The 23,230-nt window shown below is 38.7% G+C and carries 18 protein-coding genes and 1 pseudogene; 5 read left to right on the top strand and 14 right to left on the bottom strand.

Annotated elements, in window-relative coordinates; all coding sequences use genetic code 11:
- Position 1: 1 nt before the first annotated feature.
- On the bottom strand, positions 2-1,411 hold the full coding sequence (locus tag ACE1MS_RS07030; protein ID WP_031418019.1) for a spore germination protein: 1,410 nt from the start codon (positions 1,409-1,411) through the stop codon (positions 2-4).
- Between the two features lie 151 nt (positions 1,412-1,562).
- On the bottom strand, positions 1,563-2,936 hold the full coding sequence (locus ACE1MS_RS07025; protein ID WP_012293688.1) for an amino acid permease: 1,374 nt from the start codon (positions 2,934-2,936) through the stop codon (positions 1,563-1,565).
- A 268-nt stretch (positions 2,937-3,204) separates the two neighbouring features.
- Between ACE1MS_RS07025 and ACE1MS_RS07020 the strand changes: the two genes are divergently transcribed.
- On the top strand, positions 3,205-4,596 hold the full coding sequence (locus ACE1MS_RS07020) for an APC family permease (protein WP_447402789.1): 1,392 nt from the start codon (positions 3,205-3,207) through the stop codon (positions 4,594-4,596).
- A 136-nt stretch (positions 4,597-4,732) separates the two neighbouring features.
- On the opposite strand, the gene ACE1MS_RS07015 is transcribed toward ACE1MS_RS07020, so the two are convergent.
- The 6 genes from ACE1MS_RS07015 to ACE1MS_RS06990 all read right to left on the bottom strand — a co-directional run bounded on the left by ACE1MS_RS07015 (position 4,733) and on the right by ACE1MS_RS06990 (position 12,115).
- Entirely contained in the window at positions 4,733-4,939 is a 207-nt protein-coding gene (locus tag ACE1MS_RS07015; protein WP_012293686.1) for a hypothetical protein, read from the bottom strand.
- Between the two features lie 45 nt (positions 4,940-4,984).
- Positions 4,985-6,499 (bottom strand): NCS1 family transporter, encoded by a 1,515-nt coding sequence (locus ACE1MS_RS07010; protein WP_099806183.1) that lies wholly within the window; start codon positions 6,497-6,499, stop codon positions 4,985-4,987.
- 180 nt (positions 6,500-6,679) lie between these two features.
- Positions 6,680-7,942 carry an NAD-dependent dihydropyrimidine dehydrogenase subunit PreA gene (preA, locus tag ACE1MS_RS07005; protein WP_012293684.1) on the bottom strand — a complete coding sequence of 421 codons (1,263 nt, stop codon included), beginning with the start codon at positions 7,940-7,942 and terminating at the stop codon, positions 6,680-6,682.
- Positions 7,943-7,955: 13 nt separating this feature from the next.
- Positions 7,956-9,323 carry an NAD(P)-dependent oxidoreductase gene (locus tag ACE1MS_RS07000; protein WP_031418016.1) on the bottom strand — a complete coding sequence of 456 codons (1,368 nt, stop codon included), beginning with the start codon at positions 9,321-9,323 and terminating at the stop codon, positions 7,956-7,958.
- 99 nt (positions 9,324-9,422) lie between these two features.
- Positions 9,423-10,826, bottom strand: coding sequence for a dihydropyrimidinase (gene hydA / locus ACE1MS_RS06995; protein WP_200991070.1), 1,404 nt, complete (start codon positions 10,824-10,826; stop codon positions 9,423-9,425).
- A 44-nt stretch (positions 10,827-10,870) separates the two neighbouring features.
- A complete protein-coding gene (locus ACE1MS_RS06990) occupies positions 10,871-12,115 on the bottom strand; it encodes a Zn-dependent hydrolase (protein WP_200991069.1) in 1,245 nt (414 codons plus the stop codon).
- A gap of 141 nt (positions 12,116-12,256) precedes the next feature.
- Here ACE1MS_RS06990 and ACE1MS_RS06985 point away from each other — a divergent pair, with 141 nt between their 5' ends.
- The 3 genes from ACE1MS_RS06985 (at position 12,257) to ACE1MS_RS06975 (ending at position 16,479) form a co-directional block, all read left to right on the top strand.
- On the top strand, positions 12,257-13,426 hold the full coding sequence (locus ACE1MS_RS06985; RefSeq protein WP_012293681.1) for a PucR family transcriptional regulator: 1,170 nt from the start codon (positions 12,257-12,259) through the stop codon (positions 13,424-13,426).
- A 158-nt stretch (positions 13,427-13,584) separates the two neighbouring features.
- The gene (locus tag ACE1MS_RS06980) at positions 13,585-14,946 is read left to right on the top strand and encodes an aspartate aminotransferase family protein (RefSeq protein WP_031418012.1); all 1,362 of its coding nucleotides are present in this window, start codon (positions 13,585-13,587) and stop codon (positions 14,944-14,946) included.
- Positions 14,947-14,958: 12 nt separating this feature from the next.
- Positions 14,959-16,479 (top strand): CoA-acylating methylmalonate-semialdehyde dehydrogenase, encoded by a 1,521-nt coding sequence (locus ACE1MS_RS06975; RefSeq protein ID WP_447402788.1) that lies wholly within the window; start codon positions 14,959-14,961, stop codon positions 16,477-16,479.
- Between the two features lie 96 nt (positions 16,480-16,575).
- Here ACE1MS_RS06975 and ACE1MS_RS06970 read toward each other — a convergent pair whose 3' ends face one another.
- The 5 genes and pseudogenes from ACE1MS_RS06970 to ACE1MS_RS06950 form a co-directional block, all read right to left on the bottom strand.
- Positions 16,576-16,908 carry a DUF378 domain-containing protein gene (locus ACE1MS_RS06970; RefSeq protein WP_031418010.1) on the bottom strand — a complete coding sequence of 111 codons (333 nt, stop codon included), beginning with the start codon at positions 16,906-16,908 and terminating at the stop codon, positions 16,576-16,578.
- A 187-nt stretch (positions 16,909-17,095) separates the two neighbouring features.
- Entirely contained in the window at positions 17,096-17,587 is a 492-nt protein-coding gene (locus ACE1MS_RS06965) for a methylated-DNA--[protein]-cysteine S-methyltransferase (protein ID WP_447402787.1), read from the bottom strand.
- On the bottom strand, positions 17,574-18,488 hold the full coding sequence (locus ACE1MS_RS06960; protein WP_099806173.1) for a DNA-3-methyladenine glycosylase family protein: 915 nt from the start codon (positions 18,486-18,488) through the stop codon (positions 17,574-17,576). Before ACE1MS_RS06960 ends, ACE1MS_RS06965 begins: the two co-directional genes overlap by 14 nt.
- Positions 18,489-18,500: 12 nt before the next feature.
- On the bottom strand, positions 18,501-19,055 hold the full coding sequence (locus tag ACE1MS_RS06955; protein WP_036165989.1) for a bifunctional transcriptional activator/DNA repair enzyme AdaA: 555 nt from the start codon (positions 19,053-19,055) through the stop codon (positions 18,501-18,503).
- Positions 19,056-19,080: 25 nt separating this feature from the next.
- Positions 19,081-19,772: pseudogene (locus ACE1MS_RS06950) on the bottom strand (isocitrate lyase/PEP mutase family protein).
- Positions 19,773-19,966: 194 nt separating this feature from the next.
- Here ACE1MS_RS06950 and ACE1MS_RS06945 point away from each other — a divergent pair.
- Positions 19,967-21,790, top strand: a complete 1,824-nt coding sequence (locus ACE1MS_RS06945; RefSeq protein ID WP_230584362.1) for a sensor domain-containing diguanylate cyclase — start codon at positions 19,967-19,969, stop codon at positions 21,788-21,790.
- A 121-nt stretch (positions 21,791-21,911) separates the two neighbouring features.
- Here ACE1MS_RS06945 and ACE1MS_RS06940 read toward each other — a convergent pair whose 3' ends face one another.
- Positions 21,912-23,210, bottom strand: coding sequence for an MFS transporter (locus tag ACE1MS_RS06940; RefSeq protein ID WP_197150481.1), 1,299 nt, complete (start codon positions 23,208-23,210; stop codon positions 21,912-21,914).
- Positions 23,211-23,230: the final 20 nt, after the last annotated feature.

Here is a 23,230-nt window from a genome sequence, read left to right as displayed (position 1 = left end):
CTCATTTCTCCTCTGTCGTTTTTTTCTGAGCCCTTGAAATGCCAGATTTTTTCGTTAAATAGTTGATAGGAAATCTGATGACATTATCTAACAAATCTGTTGGATTTCTCGGTATACCTGGCGTCATATAATGAGTTCCTAATGATTTTAAACTTAGTAAATGATGGATTAACCAAGCAAAGGCAAGCATTTGCCCAAATAGACCAAATAACCCAGCCGATAAAATGAAAATATATCGCACAAATCGGCTAGCATTACTCATCAAGAAAATCGGTGGTAGGAAAGATAATAGTGCAGAAGTGGCCACCAACACAATAAGAATATTACTAAGTAGCCCTGCCTGCACAGCCGCAGTCCCTATGACAATACCGCCTACGATACCGATTGTTTGTCCGACTTTGGCAGGCATTCGAGAACCGGCTTCCCGTAATACCTCTACAATAAGTTCGATAAATAACACTTCAATGAGAGGTGGAAAAGGAACTTTACTTCTTGATTCTTGAAGATTTAATAAAAGCTCATATGGCAATATTTCTGGATGGAAGGTTAAAGCAGAAATATACATGGGCGTAATCATAATCGTTAAGAAAAAACCAAAGAAGCGTAGCATTCTAAGTAAAGAGGCTGTTGTCCATCGGTTATAATAATCCTCAATCGACACGAACATTTCAAAAAAAGAGGTCGGACAGACAATTGCTAATTGGCTATTATCCATAAACATGACAATTCGGCCGTCAATAAGGTAGCGACAAATACTATCGGGGCGTACCGTCATATAATATTGAGGAAATGGTGATAATGGATTATCCTCAATTAATTGCTTCAACACCGATATATCCGTAAATAAAGGAAATACCACCTGATCAATACGATTTCTAAGATCATCCAAGTTTTTATGATTCACAATATTGTCCATATACATAATGGAAATTTTAATATTAGCCTCTGAACCAACAATACGATTTTCATTTTTTAGCTGAGCACTTTGAATTCGTCTTCTCACTAGAGAAATGTTGGTCTCCAAAGATTCTGTAAATGCATCCTGAGGCCCTATAACGGTTGATTCCGTTTCAGTATTCGTAATGGCCCTTGTAGGAGCACTATACGTATCCATACTTAATAGCGCATTGGTTTCATGAAAAAACAGCAGTGTTTGCCCAGAATTCAGTTTTTTGACAACTTCTTGTATGTCCTTAGGGTCCACATATTGAGCCATTTGATGAATTTGTTTCATATTATTGGTTAACGGAATAGATACCATTGTTTGTAAGGTCATTTTTTCTATAAGAGAGGAAAAATAGATAAGGGTAACATCCCCTTCTTCTGTAGCAATCATATTTAGTTTTACATCATCTACATCATTAATTTCCTTCTTTAATTTAGCAACAAGCTGTTCAGGCATTTCGTTCATTCCGTTCAACCCCTTTTATTCCGACGAATACCAGTTCACATAGAGTTTTTTATAGTTTGGCACGTTTACGAACATTTATGTAAAAAATATGCTAGCAAAAATAGACAAAAAAAAAGATGCTCCTCTTATTTTAAGAGAAACATCTTTTTTGCTATTTACCTTGATCTGTACTGTATCGATTTTTGCCAATACCAAATGCATAATAACTAATTGTTACTATTATTAAAAAAATAATTCCTACAATTAGAGAAATACGCGTATCGTCATTAATCCACATGCCAACCAGTACCATGATTAAAAAGATAATCGTTAAGTAATTCGTAATAGGGGCTAATGGCATTTTGAAAGGGTGATTCGCTAATTGTTCACCTTTCACTTTTCTAAATTTCATTTGACTAATTAATATAATAAACCATGGTATCATACCGGGTAAAACACTTGCACTATACACATAGACGAATAAATTCTGTGGTGCAATATAGCTTAAAATGACACCAACCACTAAACCAATTAACACGCCAGCTGTACCAAATAAAGGTACTCCATTTTTGGAAAGCTTCGCGAAAAATTTAGGTGCTTGTCCATTCATTGCAAGAGTATATAACATACGTCCTGCACTATAAATACCACTATTACAGCCAGACATAGCAGCTGTAATAACGACAAAATTAATAATACCTGCCGCCGCAGTAATACCTACCTTGGCAAATGTCGCTACAAAAGGACTACCGATCGTACCCAATTCATCCCACGGATACACTGTCACAATGACAAAGATGGCTCCGATATAGAAAATTAAAATACGCCAAATAATACTTTGAATGGCATTCGTAATTGTCTTTTGTGGATTTTTTGCTTCCCCTGCTGTAATCCCAATAAGCTCTACCCCTTGGTATGCTGCGACTACTAACGATAATGCAAAGAAGAAGCCTGTCCAGCCGCCAGTAAAGAAGCCACCATGACTCCATAGATTCGATAAGCCAATCGCAATACCATCATTACCAAAGCCAAAGAAAATCAGGCCAACGCCTGCTACAATCATTAAAATAATCGTTACGATTTTAATCATGGCGAACCAAAATTCAAATTCACCAAAAGATTTAACCGAGATAAAGTTTGCCACACCTAATATGATCATCGCAATGAGACCCGGTATCCATGCTGGTAAATCAGGATACCAATACTGCATATATGTTCCCACAGCTATAATTTCTGACATACCAACAATTACCCATTGGAACCAGTTGCTCCATGCCGTTAAATAGCCTGCTAGAGGGTGTATATATTTATAGCCAAATGTTGCAAAAGAGCCTGTACTTGGCTCCATATAAAGCATCTCACCCATTGCTCTCATAATGAAAAATATAAAAATACCTGCAATTCCATAGGCAAGGAGTACAGAAGGTCCTGTCCATTGAATGGCACTTGCCGAACCCATAAATAAGCCCACACCAATCGTACCGCCAAGCGCGATCATTTGGATGTGACGTGCCTCTAATCCTCTTTGTAATTCTTTGTTGGCCACTCCATAACGCCTCTTTTCCTGTTGTTCTATCTACGTTGAATATACTTTAAAATCATAATCAATTTTTCTTAAAAAGACAATTGTATTTTTAGGAAAAACAAAAAATAATGTTTTTTTGATAGATTTGGCATACTGAACAGCTTCCAATATTCCTATTCTAAAATTTCTAAATATTTTAGTTTTTTCGCTTTATTTCGGCAAAAAGATTGACCCAATTATCAAAAAAGTATAATATTTTCACATATTTCTAAGAAAAAGAGGAGTAACTGTGAGTAAACTATTATTTAGAAAAAAGGAAATCGAGGAACTATTACAAAACGAAGGGACTATTCAACTAAAGAAAACGTTAGGTGCCTTTGATCTTCTATTATTAGGAGTTGGTGCCATCGTGGGCACGGGTATTTTCATCTTGCCCGGAACGGTGGCAGCAACGCATGCGGGACCTGGGATCGTTTTTTCCTTTATTATTGCCGCCATTGTTTGTGCTTTTGCAGGCATGTGTTATTCCGAATTTGCATCAAGTGTCCCCGTAACTGGAAGCGCCTATACGTATGGCTATATTGTCTTTGGCGAAATTGTCGCGTGGTTAGTAGGATGGGCTTTGCTTTTGGAATATGGATTGGCTGTAGCTGCTGTTGCGACAGGATGGTCATCTTACTTAAACTCACTTCTTGCCGGCTTTCATATCGTTCTACCTCAAGCAATTTCAGGAGCCTTTATTCCTGCTGCTGGCACATATATAAATGTACCAGCAATCTTTATTATTTTTGCTACGGCATTTTTATTAACGCTTGGTATTAAAGAATCCACTCGATTCAATTCCTGGATGGTTTTCTTGAAGGTAGCTGTCATCTTACTATTTATTGGCGTAGGGGTATTTTATGTAAAGCCTACTAATTGGGAGCCCTTTCTACCATTTGGCATAAGCGGCGTCTTCAGTGGGGCGGCACTTGTATTTTTTGCTTATTTAGGTTTTGATGCGGTATCTTCGGCTGCTGAGGAAGTAAAAAATCCCCAACGGAACATGCCCATTGGCATTATCGGCTCTTTACTCATTTGTACCGTGCTTTATGTTGCCGTATCAATGGTATTAACGGGGATTGTTCCCTATCATGCCTTAAATGTAAGTGACCCCGTTAGCTATGTGATGCAGCTTGTCCACCAAGATTGGATTGCGGGAATTATCTCCCTTGGTGCCGTAGTAGGAATGATGACCGTTATATTAGTTATGTCTTATGGAGGAACGCGACTCTTATATGCCTTAGGCCGTGATGGTTTACTGCCCAAAAGCATGGCTGAGCTAAGTCCCAAATTTAAAACTCCTGTCAAAAACACATGGATATTTGCATTACTAGTAGCTTTTTGTGCAGGTTTTGTGCCACTTTCTAAGCTTGCTGAATTAGTCAATATGGGTACATTAGTGGCGTTTACCATTGTATCCATCGGTGTGGTGTATTTACGAAAAAATAAAAATATTCCTTCTGGAGGCTTTAAAGTACCATTTTTCCCAGTACTACCGATTTTATCATTTTTATTATGTCTCTTTTTAATTTCACAGCTTTCTATTCTTACATGGATTGCATGTGGTATTTGGTTCATCATCGGCTTGATTGTTTATTTGGCTTATGGTCGAAAGAATAGCGAAATGAATAAACGATAAAAAAAGGTGTCTCTTACAAATTCTTAGAGACACCTTTTTGCCTTCCCATAAAGGCTTACTGTTGTTGCATAGCAAACCCGCAAACATAAAAACCTCTATTCCACCATCGGCCAATGAAATAGAGGCTACTTTGTTATTATAATAGGGTTTGTTCCTGTAATTTTGCTGTGAAATACTTTCGTGCATCTGCCGTTAGAATTTGTAGTAATGTCACTTCTTCCTGACGAGCGAATTCTACAAACATCCCACTTAAATTTTCGTAGACATATTTGATTTTAAAGCCACTATCTAAATAATGATCTACTTTTTCGATTTCCTCTGTGCTTTGTTGGAATTCAGACATGCCATCACCTCACCTTCTTTTGAAAATGTCTTGATGTAGTCTCACTTATTCGGCACCTTTTATTTCTAACAGAGGGTCTGATTGCTCCACAAGCTCTTCTTCCTCTTGGTCTGTCAACGCAGGGACTTGTTGACCAAATAGTTCATCCAAATTATGTCCGACCGTAATACCTAAATACTTCGCATCACTTGGATCTTCTAACTCAGCTTGAGGATACTTTTTAAACCACCAATACTTTGCTAACACATAATAGACAATTGCACCTACAAAAAAACCTACTAAAGAAGAATAAGCGGAAAAAATATTGGCAACGGCACCACCGATTACCCAGGCCACTAACCCAGCGAAATTAAAACCTTTATAGTATTTAAATTGCCCATCTAATTCATACAGTTCTTTGACATGTACACGTCGTTTGCGAATGAGATAATAATCCGCAAATAAAATCCCTACAATCGCTGTTAATATTCCACCTATAATCAATAGAACATTGACCATCACATTAAATAAACTCCAGGGCTGTGCAAGAATACCAATAATCCCCGCAATAACAACCCCTACCCAAAACGGTACTTTTGGACCACCAATATTCGAGAAAATAGTAGCAGCCGGCACAACATTAGCAGATGTATTCGTTGACCATTGTGCCAACACAATCATCAGCAAAAGGATACCTAAAATAAAACCACTTGCACTTTGTTGTAAAGCATTGATGGGATCAGCAGATGCTACTGCCATATAACAAACTGCACCAATTGTAACAATAAATGTGTTCGTTATTGGCATAACAATCAAGGAGCCTACAAGCTGTGTTTTATTCCGCTTGAACCAATTCCGTTCATTTTTAGGTGCTTTAAAAAAACGAGATAATGATGGCATATCTGCTGCCAGCGTTGACCAAAAGCCCATGTTTGCCATGACCACTACCATAAAAGCTGTAAAGGCGGCAAAGCCCGTTGTTGGCGTTTCCACCCACGTCCAAATATTTTTCCCTTGTGATGTGGCATGATCCGCCAATGTGTAATACATCCAGCAAGAAATCAAAATAATGACAGGCGCTGCTAAATCAGCGAAGCGCTCAATAGACTTAATGCCTAATGAGGTATTAAAGAGTTGAAGCGCCGCAAATACAAGGAAACAAATAAACCAATTATCAAAATCAAACAATAAATTTAAAATGCCGTTTATGGCTAATGCTCCAAAATACGTATTAAGACCAAACCAACATGCGGCTGTTATGCCCCTTACAAGTGAAGGAATATGAGTTCCAAATGTGCCGAATGGTGCACGCATATAAACAGGGAATGATAATCCATGCTCAATACCTATATCACCAATTAACGTCATAAAGATACCGATCAAACAGGAACCTACCAACGTAGCTAAAATAACCATTGGTAAGGATAAATTGGTAATTGCTGAACCGCCGATTGCAAAAGCCGCTAAAACAATCGCCATTCCTATCCAAATCACCGCAAAACCAAATGTTCCAATATTTCTTTGTTGATGTGTCACTGGAAGTAAATCTGGGGATTTTAAATAATTCCCGTCACGTTCCATAAAGTTTCTCTCCTTTTTTTTAATTTCCGTGACAACTACTTGAAGTTTTTCCTTCCTCCATCGCCAATTAATGAAGGAAGGTGGAATTTCGATTTTCTTCATTATCTTCATTCAGTTGGTGTTCGAAAGGCTAGAGCTTCCCCCTATAAATGTCTACTACTGAATAAAGATGAAAAGTCTTTATTTTGAGAGACTACTAATGAGCGTTTGGCGTTCATTCCATGTCATTGGTGGAACGGTTGATTTTCGTTCAACCATAGAAATTGCACCATCCACTGGACAAACAATAGAGCATAAATTACAACCTACACAGTCTTCTTCACGAACCTTTAGCAATGGACGTCCATTTTCAGTATAAAGATCAATACATTGATGTGATGTATCCTCGCAAGCAATATGACACTTGTTACAATTTATACAAACATCATTATTAATTTCTGCGACAATTTTATAATTTAAGTCTAAATCACCCCAGTTTGAATATCTTGAAACGGAGCGACCTACTAAATCCATGACGGAAGCTAAACCTTTATCGTCTAAATAATTGTTCAACCCATCAATCATATCCTCCACAATACTAAAGCCATGGTGCATTGCTGCTGTACAAACTTGAACGCCTGTAGCACCCATTAAAATAAATTCTGCGGCATCCTGCCAATTAGAAATTCCGCCAATGCCCGAAATCGGTACATTGACTAATGGATTGCGAGCACATTCTGCCACCATATTAAGGGCAATTGGCTTTACAGCTGGGCCACAATAGCCACCATGTGCTCCTTTACCAGCAACATGAGGAACTGTATTCCAAGTATCTAAATCTACACCTGCTAAACTATTTATCGTGTTTATCATACTTACGGCATCTGCTCCACCTCTAGTAGCCGCCTCTGCCGTAACTGTAATATCCGTAATATTTGGTGTTAATTTCACAATGACCGGTGTACGTGCTGCTTCCTTTACCCAGTATGTTTGCTTTTCCACCAGTTCAGGGACTTGACCAGAGGCAGAGCCCATCCCTCGCTCTGCCATCCCATGTGGACAACCAAAGTTAAGCTCAAGACCATCAACCCCCACATCTTCTACACGTTTTACGATTTCATGCCACTTTTCTTGCTTTGGCTCCACCATTAAAGAGGCTATAATCGCGTGATGAGGAAATTTCTTTTTTGTCTCATATATTTCTTGTAAATTCACTTCTAACGGTCGATCCGTAATCAATTCAATATTATTGAAGCCCGCTACACGTTGACCGTTATAGCTAACAGCCGCAAAACGTGAAGATACATTTAAAATGGGCTCCCCCAATGTTTTCCACACGGCACCACCCCAACCAGCTTCAAATGCGCGTTGTACTTGATAACCTGAATTCGTAGGTGGTGCGGATGCCAACCAAAATGGATTCGGCGATTGGATGCCTGCTAAGTTAATGCGTAAGTCTGCCATGTAAGTTCCCCCCTTATGCAATCTCACTTGGTTTTCTTAAACGTTCATGAATCTTGTATGCTGCATCTTTTCCTTGCTGTACAGCAGTCACCACCATCGCCTCTCCCTGTCCATTGCCAAAGACAACGTCTCCACATGCAAATACTTTGTCATTAGACGTTTGCATCGTTGTCTCATTTATATCAACAACCCCATTTGTATGCGCTAAACCGAATGCTTCAATTAATGAAACAAAACGGGTTTGCCCAATAGCTTTAATAACAGCATCCACTTCAAGGATAAAATTAGAGCCCTGCACTTCCTCTGGTCTTTGTCGACCATCAGGTCCTGGCTCCCCAAGCTTCATTTTCACGCATTCAATGCCTGTCACCCTACCAGCCTCATTACCAATAATTTTCTTTGGTGCTGTGAGCCATTTAAATTCCACACCATCCTGCTTAGCAAATTCATACTCAAATTTATAGGCAGTCATTTCCTTTTGCGTTCTTCGATAAAGTATTTGGACATTGTCTGCACCTAAACGCACCGCACTTGTAGCACCGTCAATGGCTGTATTTCCTGCACCAATAACAGCTACACGTTTTCCTACGATATCATTTGTAAGCGGTCCCATTTTTGTTTTTCTGACAAACTCAATAGCATCGTGGACACCCTCTAAATCTTCACCCTCAATGCCTAGATTTGGAACAGCCCCCATACCAACAGCTAAAATAACATGGTCATATTCTGCCAAAATTTCATCCGCAGTAATGTCGACACCAACCGTCGTATTTGTTTGAATATCCACTCCAAGCTGTTCTATTTGCTCCACTTCCCAATCTACAACATCGTTTGGTAATCGGAAAGCTACAATCCCATAACTCCCTAAGCCACCTGCCTTCGCTTCGGTCTCATAGATGGTTACTTGATAACCGAAACGGCTGAGTTCTCTGGCTGCCGATAAACCAGCAGGGCCTGCTCCAATAATGGCTACCTTCTGTCCATTACTTTGCCCCTGTTTAAATAGCTGGACATTCGTATCCATTGCCCAATCTGTTGCATACCGCTGTAACTCCCCAATTTTGATTGGCTTTGTTGAAGAGTTTAAAACACACGCTCCTTCGCATAGTTCTTCTGTTGGACAAACCCTTGCACAGCTAGCACCAATAGGATTTGCTTCTAATATAGTCGTAGCAGAACCCTTCATATTACCAGATGCGATTTTTTTTATAAAATTTGGGATTTGAATACTTGTCGGACACGCTTTAATACATGGTGCGTCATAGCAATAGAGACAACGATTGGCTTCCTCAATAGCCTCATTCTTTGTCATCTTGTTTTTTAATTCCACAAAATTACGTTTTAGCTGTACGGTCATCGCATTTTCTTGAATCGGAACCATTCCACATCCCCCTCATGTGTTCATTTTTTCCGTGCACCCAATTACTAGACCGATTGTTTTGTTCTCCAGCCAAAACAATCGGTTCTAAACGGAAGGAAGCTAGATCTTCAAGGCTTCCGCAGCTACTGCTTTTAATGGACGTTTAATATATCGTCCGCTACCTAGTACACCAACAAATTCTTTATTTTTAATGACATACTCGCCACGTACTAGCACACTAACAGGCTCGCCAGTCACTTCCCATCCCTCATATGGGTTATAGTCGACGTTCATATGGTGTGTTTTAGCCGAAATTTGGCGTTTTGCCTCTGGATCAAAAATAACAATATCTGCATCAGAGCCAATGGCGATTGTTCCCTTTTGAGGGAATAAACCAAATATTTTTGCAGCACTTGTAGAAATCATATCAACAAATTCATGAATCGTAATTCTACCTTTTGCAACACCTTCAGAATATAAAATACTGAAACGATCCTCAATGAAAGGTCCACCATTTGGGATTTTTGAGAAATCATTTAGGCCTAATTGTTTTTTCCCCTTAAAGCTAAAGGAGCATTGGTCAGAGCCAATTGTCTGAAGCTGTTTCGCCTTCAGGGCATTCCATAAATGTTCTTGATGATATTTTGGACGAAGGGGTGGTGACCAAACATACTTAGCTCCTTCAAAGCCTGGCTGTGCAAGAGCTGATTGATCGAGTGTTAAATAGGGTGGACATGTTTCACCATAGACGTCATAGCCCTTTTCACGAGCGGTAATAATTTCATCCACCGCCTCTTTACATGTTACATGCACTACATATAGCTTTGCTCCAGCAATGTGTGCTAACTCGATGGCACGTTTTGTTGCCTCTCCCTCTAATTCGGCCGGACGAGTTAAAGCATGATAAATCGGCTCCTTATGACCTGCACGTCTTGCTTCCTCAACAAGCTCATCAATCACAGAGCCATTTTCACAATGGACCATCACCAACGCTCCAAGGTCTTTGGCAATTTTAAACGCCTTAAAGAGTGTTCGATCTGAGGCTTGGAATTCTTTAGCATAGGCCATAAAGACTTTGACAGAGGTAATTCCTTCTTGCTCTAAAATTTGAGGTAATTCGGCTTCGGTTTCAGGCGTTAAATCGCCAATCATTAAATGAAATCCATAATCAATAGCAGACTTTCCCTTGGCCTTGTCATGCCACTTTTCTATAGCTGCTGATAATTTTTCTTCACCAGCTGTTAGACAGAAATCTAAAATAGTAGTTGTCCCACCAAAAGCCGCCGCAATCGTACCAGACTTCCAATCATCATCTGTTACCGTATTATTAAATGGCATATCTAAATGTGTATGAGGATCAATCCCCCCTGGCAATACATATTTACCAGTTGCATCAATGGTTTCAGCGCCATCCTCACTTAAATTCCGTCCGATTTGCACAATTTTTCCATTATCAATTAAAATATCTGCCTCAAATGCATCCGCAGCAGTAGCTACTCTTCCACCTTTAATAATTTTTTTCACTGTGCCCCTCACCCTTCATCACAAAATTCGAGAATACTTCATGTTTAATGCAATGTATAAGTTTCGCCCATACTAAATTTTGTTTGTAGCGTTAGAACCGTTTCTAGTAAAATATCTGCTCCCTTTGCACAATCCTCAAAGGTTGTTTCCTCTTCCTCACAATGACTCTTCCCCTGAATACTTGGAACAAAAATCATGGCCGACGGAACCATACTTGCCATATACTGGGCATCATGCCCTGCCCCACTAAACATGCGATGAGCGGTATAACCGAAGCTCTGGCAGGCTCTTTCTATTTCATTACAAATGGCTCCATCAAAATGTACGGTTTCTCTCCCCCACAGCTTTACAGGGTGGATATTACACCCTCCTGCGGTTTCTGGTAGCGCATTAAGAATATCCTCAACCTGTTCCATCACCTCAGGATCTTGATGACGTGAATCAATCGTAAATGTCACCCTATTAGAGATGACTGTGTGAATATTAGGAACCACGTTCATACGACCAAATGTAAACACTAATTGCTCATCAATCTTTCCTAGCTGCTCATGTAATTCAGTTATAATCGTTGATGCAACAATCATAGGGTCTTTCCGCATTGCCATTGGTGTCGTACCAGCATGATTCGATTGCCCTGTAATTGTAATTTCGTAGCAAACCATACCAAGCACACCTTCTACAACTCCAATTTCTCGTTGTTTGGCTTCTAACACTGGCCCTTGCTCAATATGCAATTCGATATAAGCGAGGGCTTCCTTCAGACGATTGCCTTGCTCTCCCTCATATCCACTCGCTTGTAACGCTTCATGGAAACGAACACCATTTTTATCTGTGGATTGTAGCATCTTTTCTTTGTCAAATTTTGAGGTGATAACCCCTGAGCTCATCATTGCTGGGTCAAAACGAGCCCCTTCTTCATTCGTGAAATTGACAATCATAAGCGGAATATCTACTTCAATTTCATTTTCCTTGATAGTTCGAATGGCCTCAATAGCTGTTAAGACGCCTAATACACCATCGAATTTTCCGCCCTTTTCCACCGAATCTAAATGAGAACCCATCACGATTGGTGGCATATCCTTTTTCCCAGGAAGAGTCGCATAAATATTTCCCATATCATCCACATGAATGTCCATACCTAAAGCTTCGCAACACTCACAAAAATAGTTTCTTGCTAATACATCCTCATCCGAAAGAGACAAACGTGTGACGCCACCCTTATCAGTAGCCCCAAATTGACTAAATTGTTCAATTAACTCTTGCAATCGTCTACTATTACATTTATACATATGCAAGTCCTCTCTTTCACAGTAGTTATTAAACATTTTAAAATAGATATAATTTGAGAGATATGGATAGAAAACTAAAAAAATATGTGCAACTGCACATCATATATGGTAAGTTATGTTCATAATTAAGGGGGGGGAAATATGGGGACGATTCGTAAAATTGTGGAGGGAGTTCAATTCCCAATGCTCACATTAGTCGCTGGACATAGTGGTACGTATCGAAGAGTTACGGGTATTAATGTTGTTGAAAGCAATGATTTAATCATGTTTTGTAGACCCAATGAATTAGTCGTCACAACTGGTATTAATTTAGATGCAGACGAAGATTCATTAGAACAACTTGTGAAACAAGCCTACGCTAAAAAAGTAGCTGGTTTTATTATTAATACAGGTCCATTCATTCCTGATATTCCAGAAGCTGTCATCTCTTTTGCCAATCAAAATGATTTCCCTATTTTTCAAATGCCATGGAATTATAGAATAGCTGATCTATTAAAAACGACCTTTCAGTTTATTGCCAACCACCATCAGGAGCTATCCATCGAAGAAAAGGTTCTGTTCAATTTATTATTCCATTACAAACAAAACGCTAATGCAATGAAAGATCAACTAGCACAGCTAGGTTTTCCCCAAGGGAGAGAATTAGCCATCATTACTTGTACAACGGTCGGCACTCAAGCCTCCATCGATCGATATGAGGTCTTGGTGCAGTTCGCTTTTCAAAATCACTATCAACGCTTCTTAAAATTAAAACATAAAAACTACCTCATCTTTTTAATTGATAAAACACAGATCAATACACCGAATATACCCTTCTCAAAAATCGTTGAAGAAATCTATGAAAAAATCACGTTAAAAAATGGTTACTTGGATATTATTATTGGAAAAGGAAACTACCATAAAGAGCTTGAAAATGTCCGTAAAAGTTATGATGAATCATTAACGGTCATTCATTTAGCTCAGCTCCACAACAATCGTTTTTTATACAAATATAAGGAAATAGGTGCCTATAAAATTATTATGGCTGTGCAAAATCAATCACTCATGAAATCCTTCAGCCACGATATACTAGGTCAACTTTATCACTATGATGATGTGCACAACACAGATTATGTGCCATTTTTACGCATCTTTCTTGAGGAAAATGGCAGTACAAGTAGGATTAGTGAACGACAGTTTATTCATCGCAACACCGTTCTTTATAAAATAAAAAAAATTGAATGGCTATTAGATATGGACTTAAGTAATCCCTTTACAAAGACCAATCTATATATTGCCTTTTTAATTGAGGACGTATTAACACATCAATAGATTAAATATCCGACTTTTCTTTCATAAAATATTCCTTCTAAAACACTTAAGGCATACATATAAAGTACAAATGGGGTCGACTTTGCATTTTTGTTGTCCACATTAGACTCAAAACGTATGCATGCTCAGCCATTACCTGTATAGAAGGAGTGAGTGTAGTGACCAATGTAACAAGACCGAATTGGCAAGTCAAAGACGAACAATTTGTTTGGCACGCCATGAAGCCATATAACCCTAAAGCAACGTTGATTGTCCAATCTTCTAAGGGCGCATGGATTACCGATATAGAAGGAAAACGCTATTTAGATGCTATGGCGGGCTTATGGTGTGTAAATGTTGGCTATGGTCGAGAGGCAATTGCTAAAGTTGCCTATGATCAATTACTAGAAAATACGTATACACCGTTATCTGTCGGACATATCCCAGCTATTCAATTAAGTGAAAAGATTAGTGAGCTTTTAGGAGATGATTATGTCGTCTTTTTCTCGAACAGTGGCTCTGAAGCAAATGAAGCTGCCTTCAAAATTGCTCGACAATATCACCAACAAAAAGGACAGCTCAATCGAACGAAGATTATTTCCCGCTATCGTGCCTATCATGGTAGCTCGATGGGAGCCTTAGCGGCAACTGGACAAGCTCAGCGAAAATACAAATATGAGCCATTAGCACCTGGTTTTATCCATGTCACGCCACCTGACTCATATCGCGCCAATGAAGACCATATTCAAAGTAAGGATCCATGTGCATTGCCATCTGTGCAAGCGATCGACCATGTGATGACATGGGAAATGTCAGAGTCCATTGCTGCTGTCATCATGGAGCCTATCATAACGGGCGGCGGTGTGATCATGCCCCATGAGAATTACTTACAAGGGGTGCAAGCAGTTTGTGAAAAACATGGTGCATTATTAATTGTGGATGAAGTGATTTGTGGCTTTGGGCGTACGGGTAAAGCTTTTGGTTTCCAAAACTATGGTGTCCAGCCTGATATTGTGACAATGGCAAAGGGCTTAACAAGCGCTTATATGCCACTATCTGCTACTGCTGTTCGACGTGAAATTTATGAGGCTTTTGCAGGGAATGACGATTACGATTTCTTCCGCCATGTTAACACATTTGGTGGCTCGCCAGCCGCTTGTGCCGTGGCATTGAAAAACATTGAAATTATGGAAGAGGAAAATTTATTTAACTATTCGGCTACGTTAGGTGATACTCTCCTGAAAACTTTACGAGAGGAATTAAAGGAGAACCCGTTTGTTGGGGATATTCGTGGAAAAGGACTTTTGATAGGTATAGAGCTTGTACAAGACAAAAAGAGCAAAATTCCACTAGATGTCACACTTGTTAATAAAGTCATTGCGCAATGTAAAGAACATGGGCTAATTATTGGAAAAAACGGTGTAACTGTGGCAGGTTACAATAATGTTTTAACGCTTTCTCCTCCACTAATTGTCTCCTCAGAGGAGATCGACTTCCTTGTGGAAAAATTCACTCAAGCCTTACATTCTATAAAATTGTAGGAGGACAGCTCAATGGTAACAAATACGGATACTCAAGAATTAGGCCATTTTATCAATGGACAAACTGTTTTGGGAAAAAGCGGATATTTTTCTGATGTATACAATCCAAGTACGGGTTCCGTCATTGCGCGGGTTTCTCTAGCAACACAAGATGAGGTAAAAGAAGCAATCACTGCTGCCAAAAAAGCCTTCCCAGCATGGCGCGCATTATCCGTTGGAAAACGTGCAGAAATCATGCTCAGGTTTCGCCAATTATTGACAGACAATATGGATGAGCTCATCGATATAATCTGTAAGGAAAGTGGCAAAACCAAAGAAGATGCGAAAGGTGAAATTGCACGTGGTTTAGAATCGGTTGATTTAGCCATCAATGCCCCACACTTACTAAAGGGTGAGTATTCGGTTAATGTAGGTGGTCAAATCAACGCTTATTCTTCCAAAGCTCCATTAGGCGTAGTGGCTGCCATTTCACCATTTAATTTCCCTGTTATGGTCCCACTAGCCATCACAAGTATGGCTGTAGCCGTTGGAAACTGCGTCATTTTAAAACCGTCTGAACGCGTCCCCTGTTCTGCATTATATTTATCAGAGCTATGGACAAAGGCAGGTTTACCGGATGGCGTATGGACAGTCATTAACGGTGATAAAGATGCCGTCAATGAGCTCTTATCAAACCCAAAAGTTGAAGCTGTATCCTTTGTAGGGTCGACTCCAGTTGCAGAAACTATATACGCGACGGCTTCTAAATTTGGGAAACGGGTGACTGCGCTAGGCGGTGGGAAAAATAATATGGTTGTCATGCCAGATGCGGATTTAGAGCATGTCGCAAATGCCTTTTTAGGTGCAGCCTATGGTGCGGCTTCTCAGCGTTGCATGGCTATTTCTACCATTATTCCTGTAGGAGAGGATACAGCGAATAAATTAGTCACGCTCCTGGCTGAAAAAATTGCCAAATTAAAAGTGGGGCCTTATACAGATTCCGACGTTGATTTTGGTCCAGTTATTACACAGCATTCGAAGGAAACAATTATTGGTTATATTGATCGTAGCTTAGAGGAAGGCGCAACCATCGTTTGTGATGGACGACATCCGGAAATTTCCAAGCAATCACAAGGGTTTTATCTCGGTCCTACGCTCCTCGATCATGTTAAACCAGGTATGGAAATTTATGAGCAGGAGGTTTTTGGACCAGCCCGTAATATTGTCCGTGTAGGTTCATTAGATGAAGCGATTGCCTTAATAAATGCACATGAATTGGGTAATGGCGTGACAATCTTTACGAATGATGGAGCAGCTGCTCGTAAATTCACTACTGAAATTGAAGTAGGGATGGTTGGCGTGAACGTACCTATCCCCATTCCAGTAGGCTATCATAATTTTGGTGGCTGGAAACGCTCAAGATTTGGTGAGGGGCATATGTTTGGACCCGATCAAGTACGCTTCTTTACGAAAACAAAGACCATTTCAGAGAAATGGATTGCACAGGGTGGTGACACTACATCCTCCTTTGCCTTTCCAAGCAATCAAGAATAATGAAAACTTGCGTAGTCGTTGAACAGACTACGCGAGTTTTTCCCTATTTGAAAAAAACTGACGAACCAATAATGGCCACCAGTTTTTGTCATAAGCTTACTTATTATCTTTTTTCTCCACTTTTTTCACTTCTGTTGTCTTCTTCACTTCAGTGAAATCTGCTTCTTCCCCAGCCTCCATGCCATAGCTAGGATTTCTATCGATACGTGTATAAGTATCTACGTCTTCTTCGTCTTCAAATCGCTTCACCAGAATTGGTAAGGTAATTAAACCAGCGATGCCGACTAGTGCGTAAATCCATCGCGATAAAACCGCTGTTTGGCCGCCAAACAAATAAGCCACTAAATCAAATCTAAAGAATCCAATGAGTCCCCAGTTGATTGCACCAATAATGACTAACACTAATGCGATTCTATAGAGCACGCTCATGAGTACACCTCCTTTATCATTTTTACTCCACGCTAATTTTTTTAGCAGAGAGGTGTCATAAGAAGCGATAAAATGATAAAGACTAGTCATTAAAACCGCCGTTTTGACGGTCTTATTTTTTGCAATAACCACTTTTTTATACAGGCAGAAGTGGCGAGGTGTCCAATTGGACTAAGAGCATTTAACCTTATTTAGTATTGCTCGTTAAATGATGGGATTGTTCATGTTGAAGAAGCCATTTTTTACGCCAAATCCCACCACCATATCCAGTCAAAGATCCATTAGAGCCAATAATTCGATGACATGGAACAACGATACTAATAGTATTTTTACCATTGGCACTACCAACAGCTCTCACCGCTTTTTCTTTGTGAATAGCCACTGCAATATCTTTATAAGAGGCTGTTTCACCGTAGCCTATATTAGGTAATGCATGCCAAACGGCTTGTTGGAAGTCCGTTCCTTTAAAAACATAAGAAAAAGAAAATTCACGACGTTCACCGATAAAATATTCATGTATTTGCTTTAAACATTCCAGCAACACTGTAGGTGTGTCTTGTTGAGGAGCATGGATGAGCTCTTCTCGTTCTGCAAAATTAATGCCATCAATTGCTTCTGTATTTCCTTCAATTTCAATCATGCCAATCGGTGATTGATAATCTAACTTAAACCGTTTCATATAGTGACCTCCATAAGTAAAAGGTGGCATAAGCCTGCCATCCTTGCCAATGTTGCGAATAATGGAAAATTTCCTCCATTGAAGGTTTTCGTTCCAAACCTAATTGCATTTTTAGTGCATTATGTAGACCCACATCTGCTATAGGAAATGCAGATAGCTCTTGTAAAGATTTCATTAGCACATAATCGGCTGTCCAGGCCCCAATGCCTCGAATAGCCATTAAACTTTTTTTCTTGTCCTCATAATCTTTTTTTTGATGTAGCCTTTCTTTTGCCAATTGACCATTCGCTATAATTTTCGCAATATCAATGATGTACTCTGATTTTTTCTGCGTAAACTGGAGCATTCTCAATTCCTCCACCTGAATACACGCTATTTTTTCCGGTGTTGGAAATAACCAGTGATTCTCCTCTTCAAAGTGTACGTTTTCTCCAAAATGTTCAACAAATCGCTTTTTAAGTGTATAGGCAAACGTTAAATTAATTTGCTGTCCAATAATAGCCCACACAAGTGCCTCGAATAAGTCAGGTATTCCTAATAAACGTAATCCACTATATTTTTCTATCAAGGGCTGTAAAATGTTATTCTTGTTAGCCATCTGATAAAAACAAGCCAAGTCAGTATTTAAATCAAACCATTCTTTAAGATAGTGGACCACTCTTTCTCTTTCATTAACCGATGGCTGAATCATCGGAAATTCTACTTTCATTTTATAAGCTTGCTCACTTATTCTACATAAAATGAGCTGATCCTCTATCTTTAATACTTTTAAGAGGACACCTTCTTTTATTTGATGGAGAATTTCTTGATTGGATCGCTTTAAAAAAATCAAACACTCTGTAAAACTAAATTCCGCCGGAAGTTCGATTTCTAAATAATCAGTGTGATTTATCCAGTTCATAGTCTATCTCCTTCAAAGATTTCGATATTCTGTGGGCGAGCAATTTTTTAATCGTCGAAACACTTTATAAAAATTAGAGGGACTTTGAAATCCAGCTTCATAGCAAATTTCCAAACTTGTATAGTCTGTATGCTTTAATAGGTGAGCCGCCTTATCAATTCTTATTTTTTCAAGATAAGCTCGAGGAGTTTCCGCCTTCACTTGTTTAAATAGCCGTTCAAGATAAAATGGACTAATACCAACATGGTCTGCCATATCCTGCAAGGTTACCTTTTGCTTATACGCATTGATGATAAAAGACGTTACCTGTTGAATCAATTGTGTTTGCGGTGAACATTCAATTTCAGGCTGACATCGTTTACATGCTCGATAGCCTGCCGCCTCGACTTCTTGAATAGATTGAAAAAATTCAACATTCATCTTTTTGGGTTTTCTTGATTTACAGGAAGGACGGCAATAAATTTTAGTCGTTTTAACCGCCGTATAAAATAGCCCATCAAAAGTTTGATCACAAGCTATAATCTTCTCCCACTTCTCCTCAAAGGATAAATTAATTGGATTGTCCACGAATAGCTCCCCTCATTTTCATAGATTATACATATAAAGAAGATGTATCTTGATTTTTTACTAATTGTGCAGCATGCTGTGTTAAATAGGCAATGATTTTATCTGAAAATGCATTGCCAAAACTATCCGCCATACCCCTAATTTTTTTAAAGTTTGGCCATTTGTTAAGCCTGGGATAAAGATACCACTTGCTCCACTCTCTACATAAGCGATGGCTCAAGTCATCGTTTCGTGAAATGGCTGCTCTAACTGAAATACGTATCTGTTCTAGCATTCATAAAAAAATTTCGATAACCGCGATTATCTAATATGGCCCTCATATTTGTGAATAAATGACAGTATTCAGTCAGACTTCTTAATTTTGCTTGATGTTTGAATGAATCTTTAATATTAATTCCGGCTACTCCGACATCTGCTGTCCTTCATACATTGTTAATAATGCTTTGTTCATCATGTCCATATCCCGCTTCAATATCCCCTGTTACTGGGATGTTTACTCGCTCTGCGATAGCTTGAATAATAGCTTAATGACGCTGATAATCAATCCGTTCACCATCTGCATAGCCAAGTAAATTCGCAATCCCCCCTGCTAGTAGTGCCAATCGCCTGAAAACCTGCTTTTTCTAATAGGAGTACCGATAAACCATCACAAGCGCTCCCTAAAAATAAAAGCTCCTGTGAGAAATGTAAATCATTAAAAATCTGTATTTTTGACATATGAAAAGCTTCCATATCGTTTACTAGGCCTCATATTATCAGGAAGTCCCCATTATTTCGTCCTCAATCTTGCTGTTATGGTCTATAATAAGGAGGTATGAATTAACTTAAATTTCTAAAAAGAGAAAATTAAACAAATATTGCAGCTAGTCAATTTCACCTAGTAACTATAGAATGGGAGCAATGAATTTTTGATGAAAAACAAAATGATTAGAAAAATCATGTTATTGATTTGTTTTACCCTATCTTTGGTCATCCTTATACCACCTGTTAGTGCAATGAGTCCAACAGATGAGCTAGTAGACCCTATAATATTAGGAGAACATTATAAAATTTTTCGAGATACATCTAAAAAGGTCTCTATTGAAGAAATATTAAACGGCAATTATGATCATCTCTTTGTTGCGAGCAATCAACCCTATCCCTTCTTTTGGCATACTAAAGATACCATTTGGTTGCGCTTATCTATGGAAGATATTTTATTGGATAAAGAGGAACCCTATTGGCTAGAGGTGACCGATAAATTAGATAGTATTGAGTTGTTCTTGGTCAAAGCGGATGGATCCTATGATGTGCAACGTAGGGGAATTGATAATCTAGGGGAACAATCTCTTCCATCTAGGTCTAATTTATTTCACATCCAAGACCCTTCTACTCAAGAAATTTTTATCAAGTTAGATGGAGCATTACCCCTAAGTATTACCTCCTATTTATATACGGAATTAAGTTTTACGAATAAAATCAGTGACTATAAATTTTTAACTGGCATTTTCTATGGTTTTTTATCTGCTCTATTAATTTATAACTTATTTTTATTTTTTTCATTGAAGGAAAAAGCTTACTTTTTCTATGTTTTATATATGCTGAGCTTTATTTTCTATCAAGCAACTTTAAATTCGCTAGACATTGAGTTATTGGGCACATGGGTGTCGAAGGAATTTTTTATTAAATCATTAACAATTAGTGGCAATTTGCTGCTTTTATTTATGCTTCTATTTTGTCTTCAGTTTCTGGAGTTAAAGACATTTCTACCGTCTTTCCATAAAATCGGAAAATTACTATTGTGGATAACAATTAGTTCTTTAATGGCGTCATTTATTCTCCCAGACGTCGCACTCATCAATAATTTCACAACTACCTTTGCAGTAGTAGTCTTTATCTTTCTATGGCTGTCTGGCATTTTTGTTTTCAGAAAAGGTCAAAAGATGGCTCGATACTATATCATTGGTTGGACAGTTTTACTAAGCTCTATCATTGTTCAAGCGCTGGCCTTTTTAAGTATTATCCCATTCCATCCACGAATTTTTGAGGAAGTACCAGCTATTGGAGCTATTTTCGAATCCATTTTTTTATCATTAGCATTGGGTGATAAAATCAACATCATTAAGAAAGAACATCAAATCATGCAAGAAACATTAAATGAAACATTAGAATATAAAGTTCAGGAACGCACAAAAGAGCTTGAATCAGCCAAGCTTGAGCTTGAAGCATTGGCAAATACGGACCGTCTCACTCAAATACCAAATCGTGTCCGCTTAGATGACGTATTAGAAAAAGAATTTGAGCAAGCTACAGGAAGTGGCACACCACTTTCGATTATTTTGTTAGATATTGATCATTTTAAAGCTGTGAACGATGAATTCGGACATCAAGTGGGTGATCTTGTGTTACGTCATGCAGCAGACCTTTTAAAAAATTATGTACGAGTAGAAGACACGGTTGGTAGATGGGGTGGCGAGGAATTTTTAGTTGTTTGTCCACGCACTCCCTTAAAGGATGCTGTGCATCTCTCAGAAAATCTAAGACAGCAACTAGAACAACATTCATTTCCAGTTGTTCATCACAAAACGAGTAGCTTTGGTGTGACAAGCTTTGTCATGGGCGATACCATTCATTCTTTATTATCAAGATGTGATAAAGCATTATATAAAGCAAAGGAACATGGTAGAAACCGTGTAGAATATTTTCAAGACGATATAAATTGGGAGACTAACCAAGAGGCATCCCCCCTATTATGATGGCTCTTTTCCTTCTGTAAGTACTGCATAGCCTCCTCTAAACGACAAAGATGACTTCGGTTTTTACCAAAGTCATCTTTTTGCCTCAATGGAGCCATTCTATTATTTATTTTTGGCTAAACTAGGTAAGCACCTGGTCCTTCGCAAGCTTTCGTTGCAATGCAATTTCCTTGCGTTTTTCTTTCGTCACACGTTGCCAAATGACTACTGTAACGAAGCCAACAATAGCTAAACCTAATAAAATACCAAAAAATACTTTATAGCCTGCTGTGCCACCCCAATAATCTAAACAAGCCCCTGCAATAATCGGCATGAAGATTTCCCCACTATAGCCAATAATCATTAGCGGCATGGACACTGTACCTGTTGATTCTACAGGATAATCTCCTTCTACTAAAATAGCAAAATGCATTGCCTGTAAAGCATACATTGATGTATAAATAATCCCTATAAATATTAAAAGCATAAGGATAAAGGAGGCCTTGCCGGGCAGTAAAATGAGCCCTACTAAGCCTAGTGCTAATAATATATAGCCAATTAACACCATATTAGACACACCTATCCGGTCACCGATAATGCCTGCACTAAAACTGCCAATTGGTCTACAATACTGAGAGAAGTAGCCCAAAGCCGCAGCGATTAACGTAGATGCACCAAATGCAGCTGTTGCATAAGGTGTGATGTAATAGTAACTAATAATCATCGCATAAGACGTAAAAATAAGAATAGTCGCAAGCCAAGTAGTTGGCATCTTTAACACTTTCCATAGGACTGCCCAGTCAAATGATTTACTCCCATCCCTGTCCTCACGACTGATGGTTCCTTGATCAGGGTCTTTATAAAGCATCATAATCATGAATCCCAACAAAAGACAAATAACCGAATATACCGTAATAACCGCTGAGAGTGCCATTTTATCACTCATATGCTTCGCAAAAAAAGCAAATATCCCTAAAATCACAGCAGATTGAATGATATTGGTTACACCACGACCACCCTCAAAAAAACCAAAAGCTTTTCCTTGCTCATTTTCAGAACCTAAAGAACGTACTGCTTTTACTAATGCTCCCCAAAACGTCATGATGGATGTGATTCCCCAAGCAGCATGTATGAGGAGAAGCACTGGATATGGTGGATACAGTAATAATGTAAAACCTAATAACCCTGTGGCAACTAGAGAAATGGTTAATAAATATTTCGTTTTCCAACGATCTGCACAAAAACCTCCAAATATATAGGAAATTAAACAACAAACACCATACGCACTACCAAGAGTCCCCATTTGAGTATTCGTCAAATGAAATGCATCGAGAAAGACATCATAATAGTAATTTCTAAAATAAGGTAATGCATAAATTAATGCACCTGAAACAGCTAAAATAACTAAAGTAGCTGTATTCTTTTTTAACTTAGCTTCCATATGTTTACCCCTTATATGTT

The organism is Lysinibacillus sp. fkY74-1 (assembly GCF_053165895.1).
The sequence above is the reverse complement of the archived record's forward strand: the minus strand, read 5'-3'. Positions and strand labels throughout refer to the sequence as shown.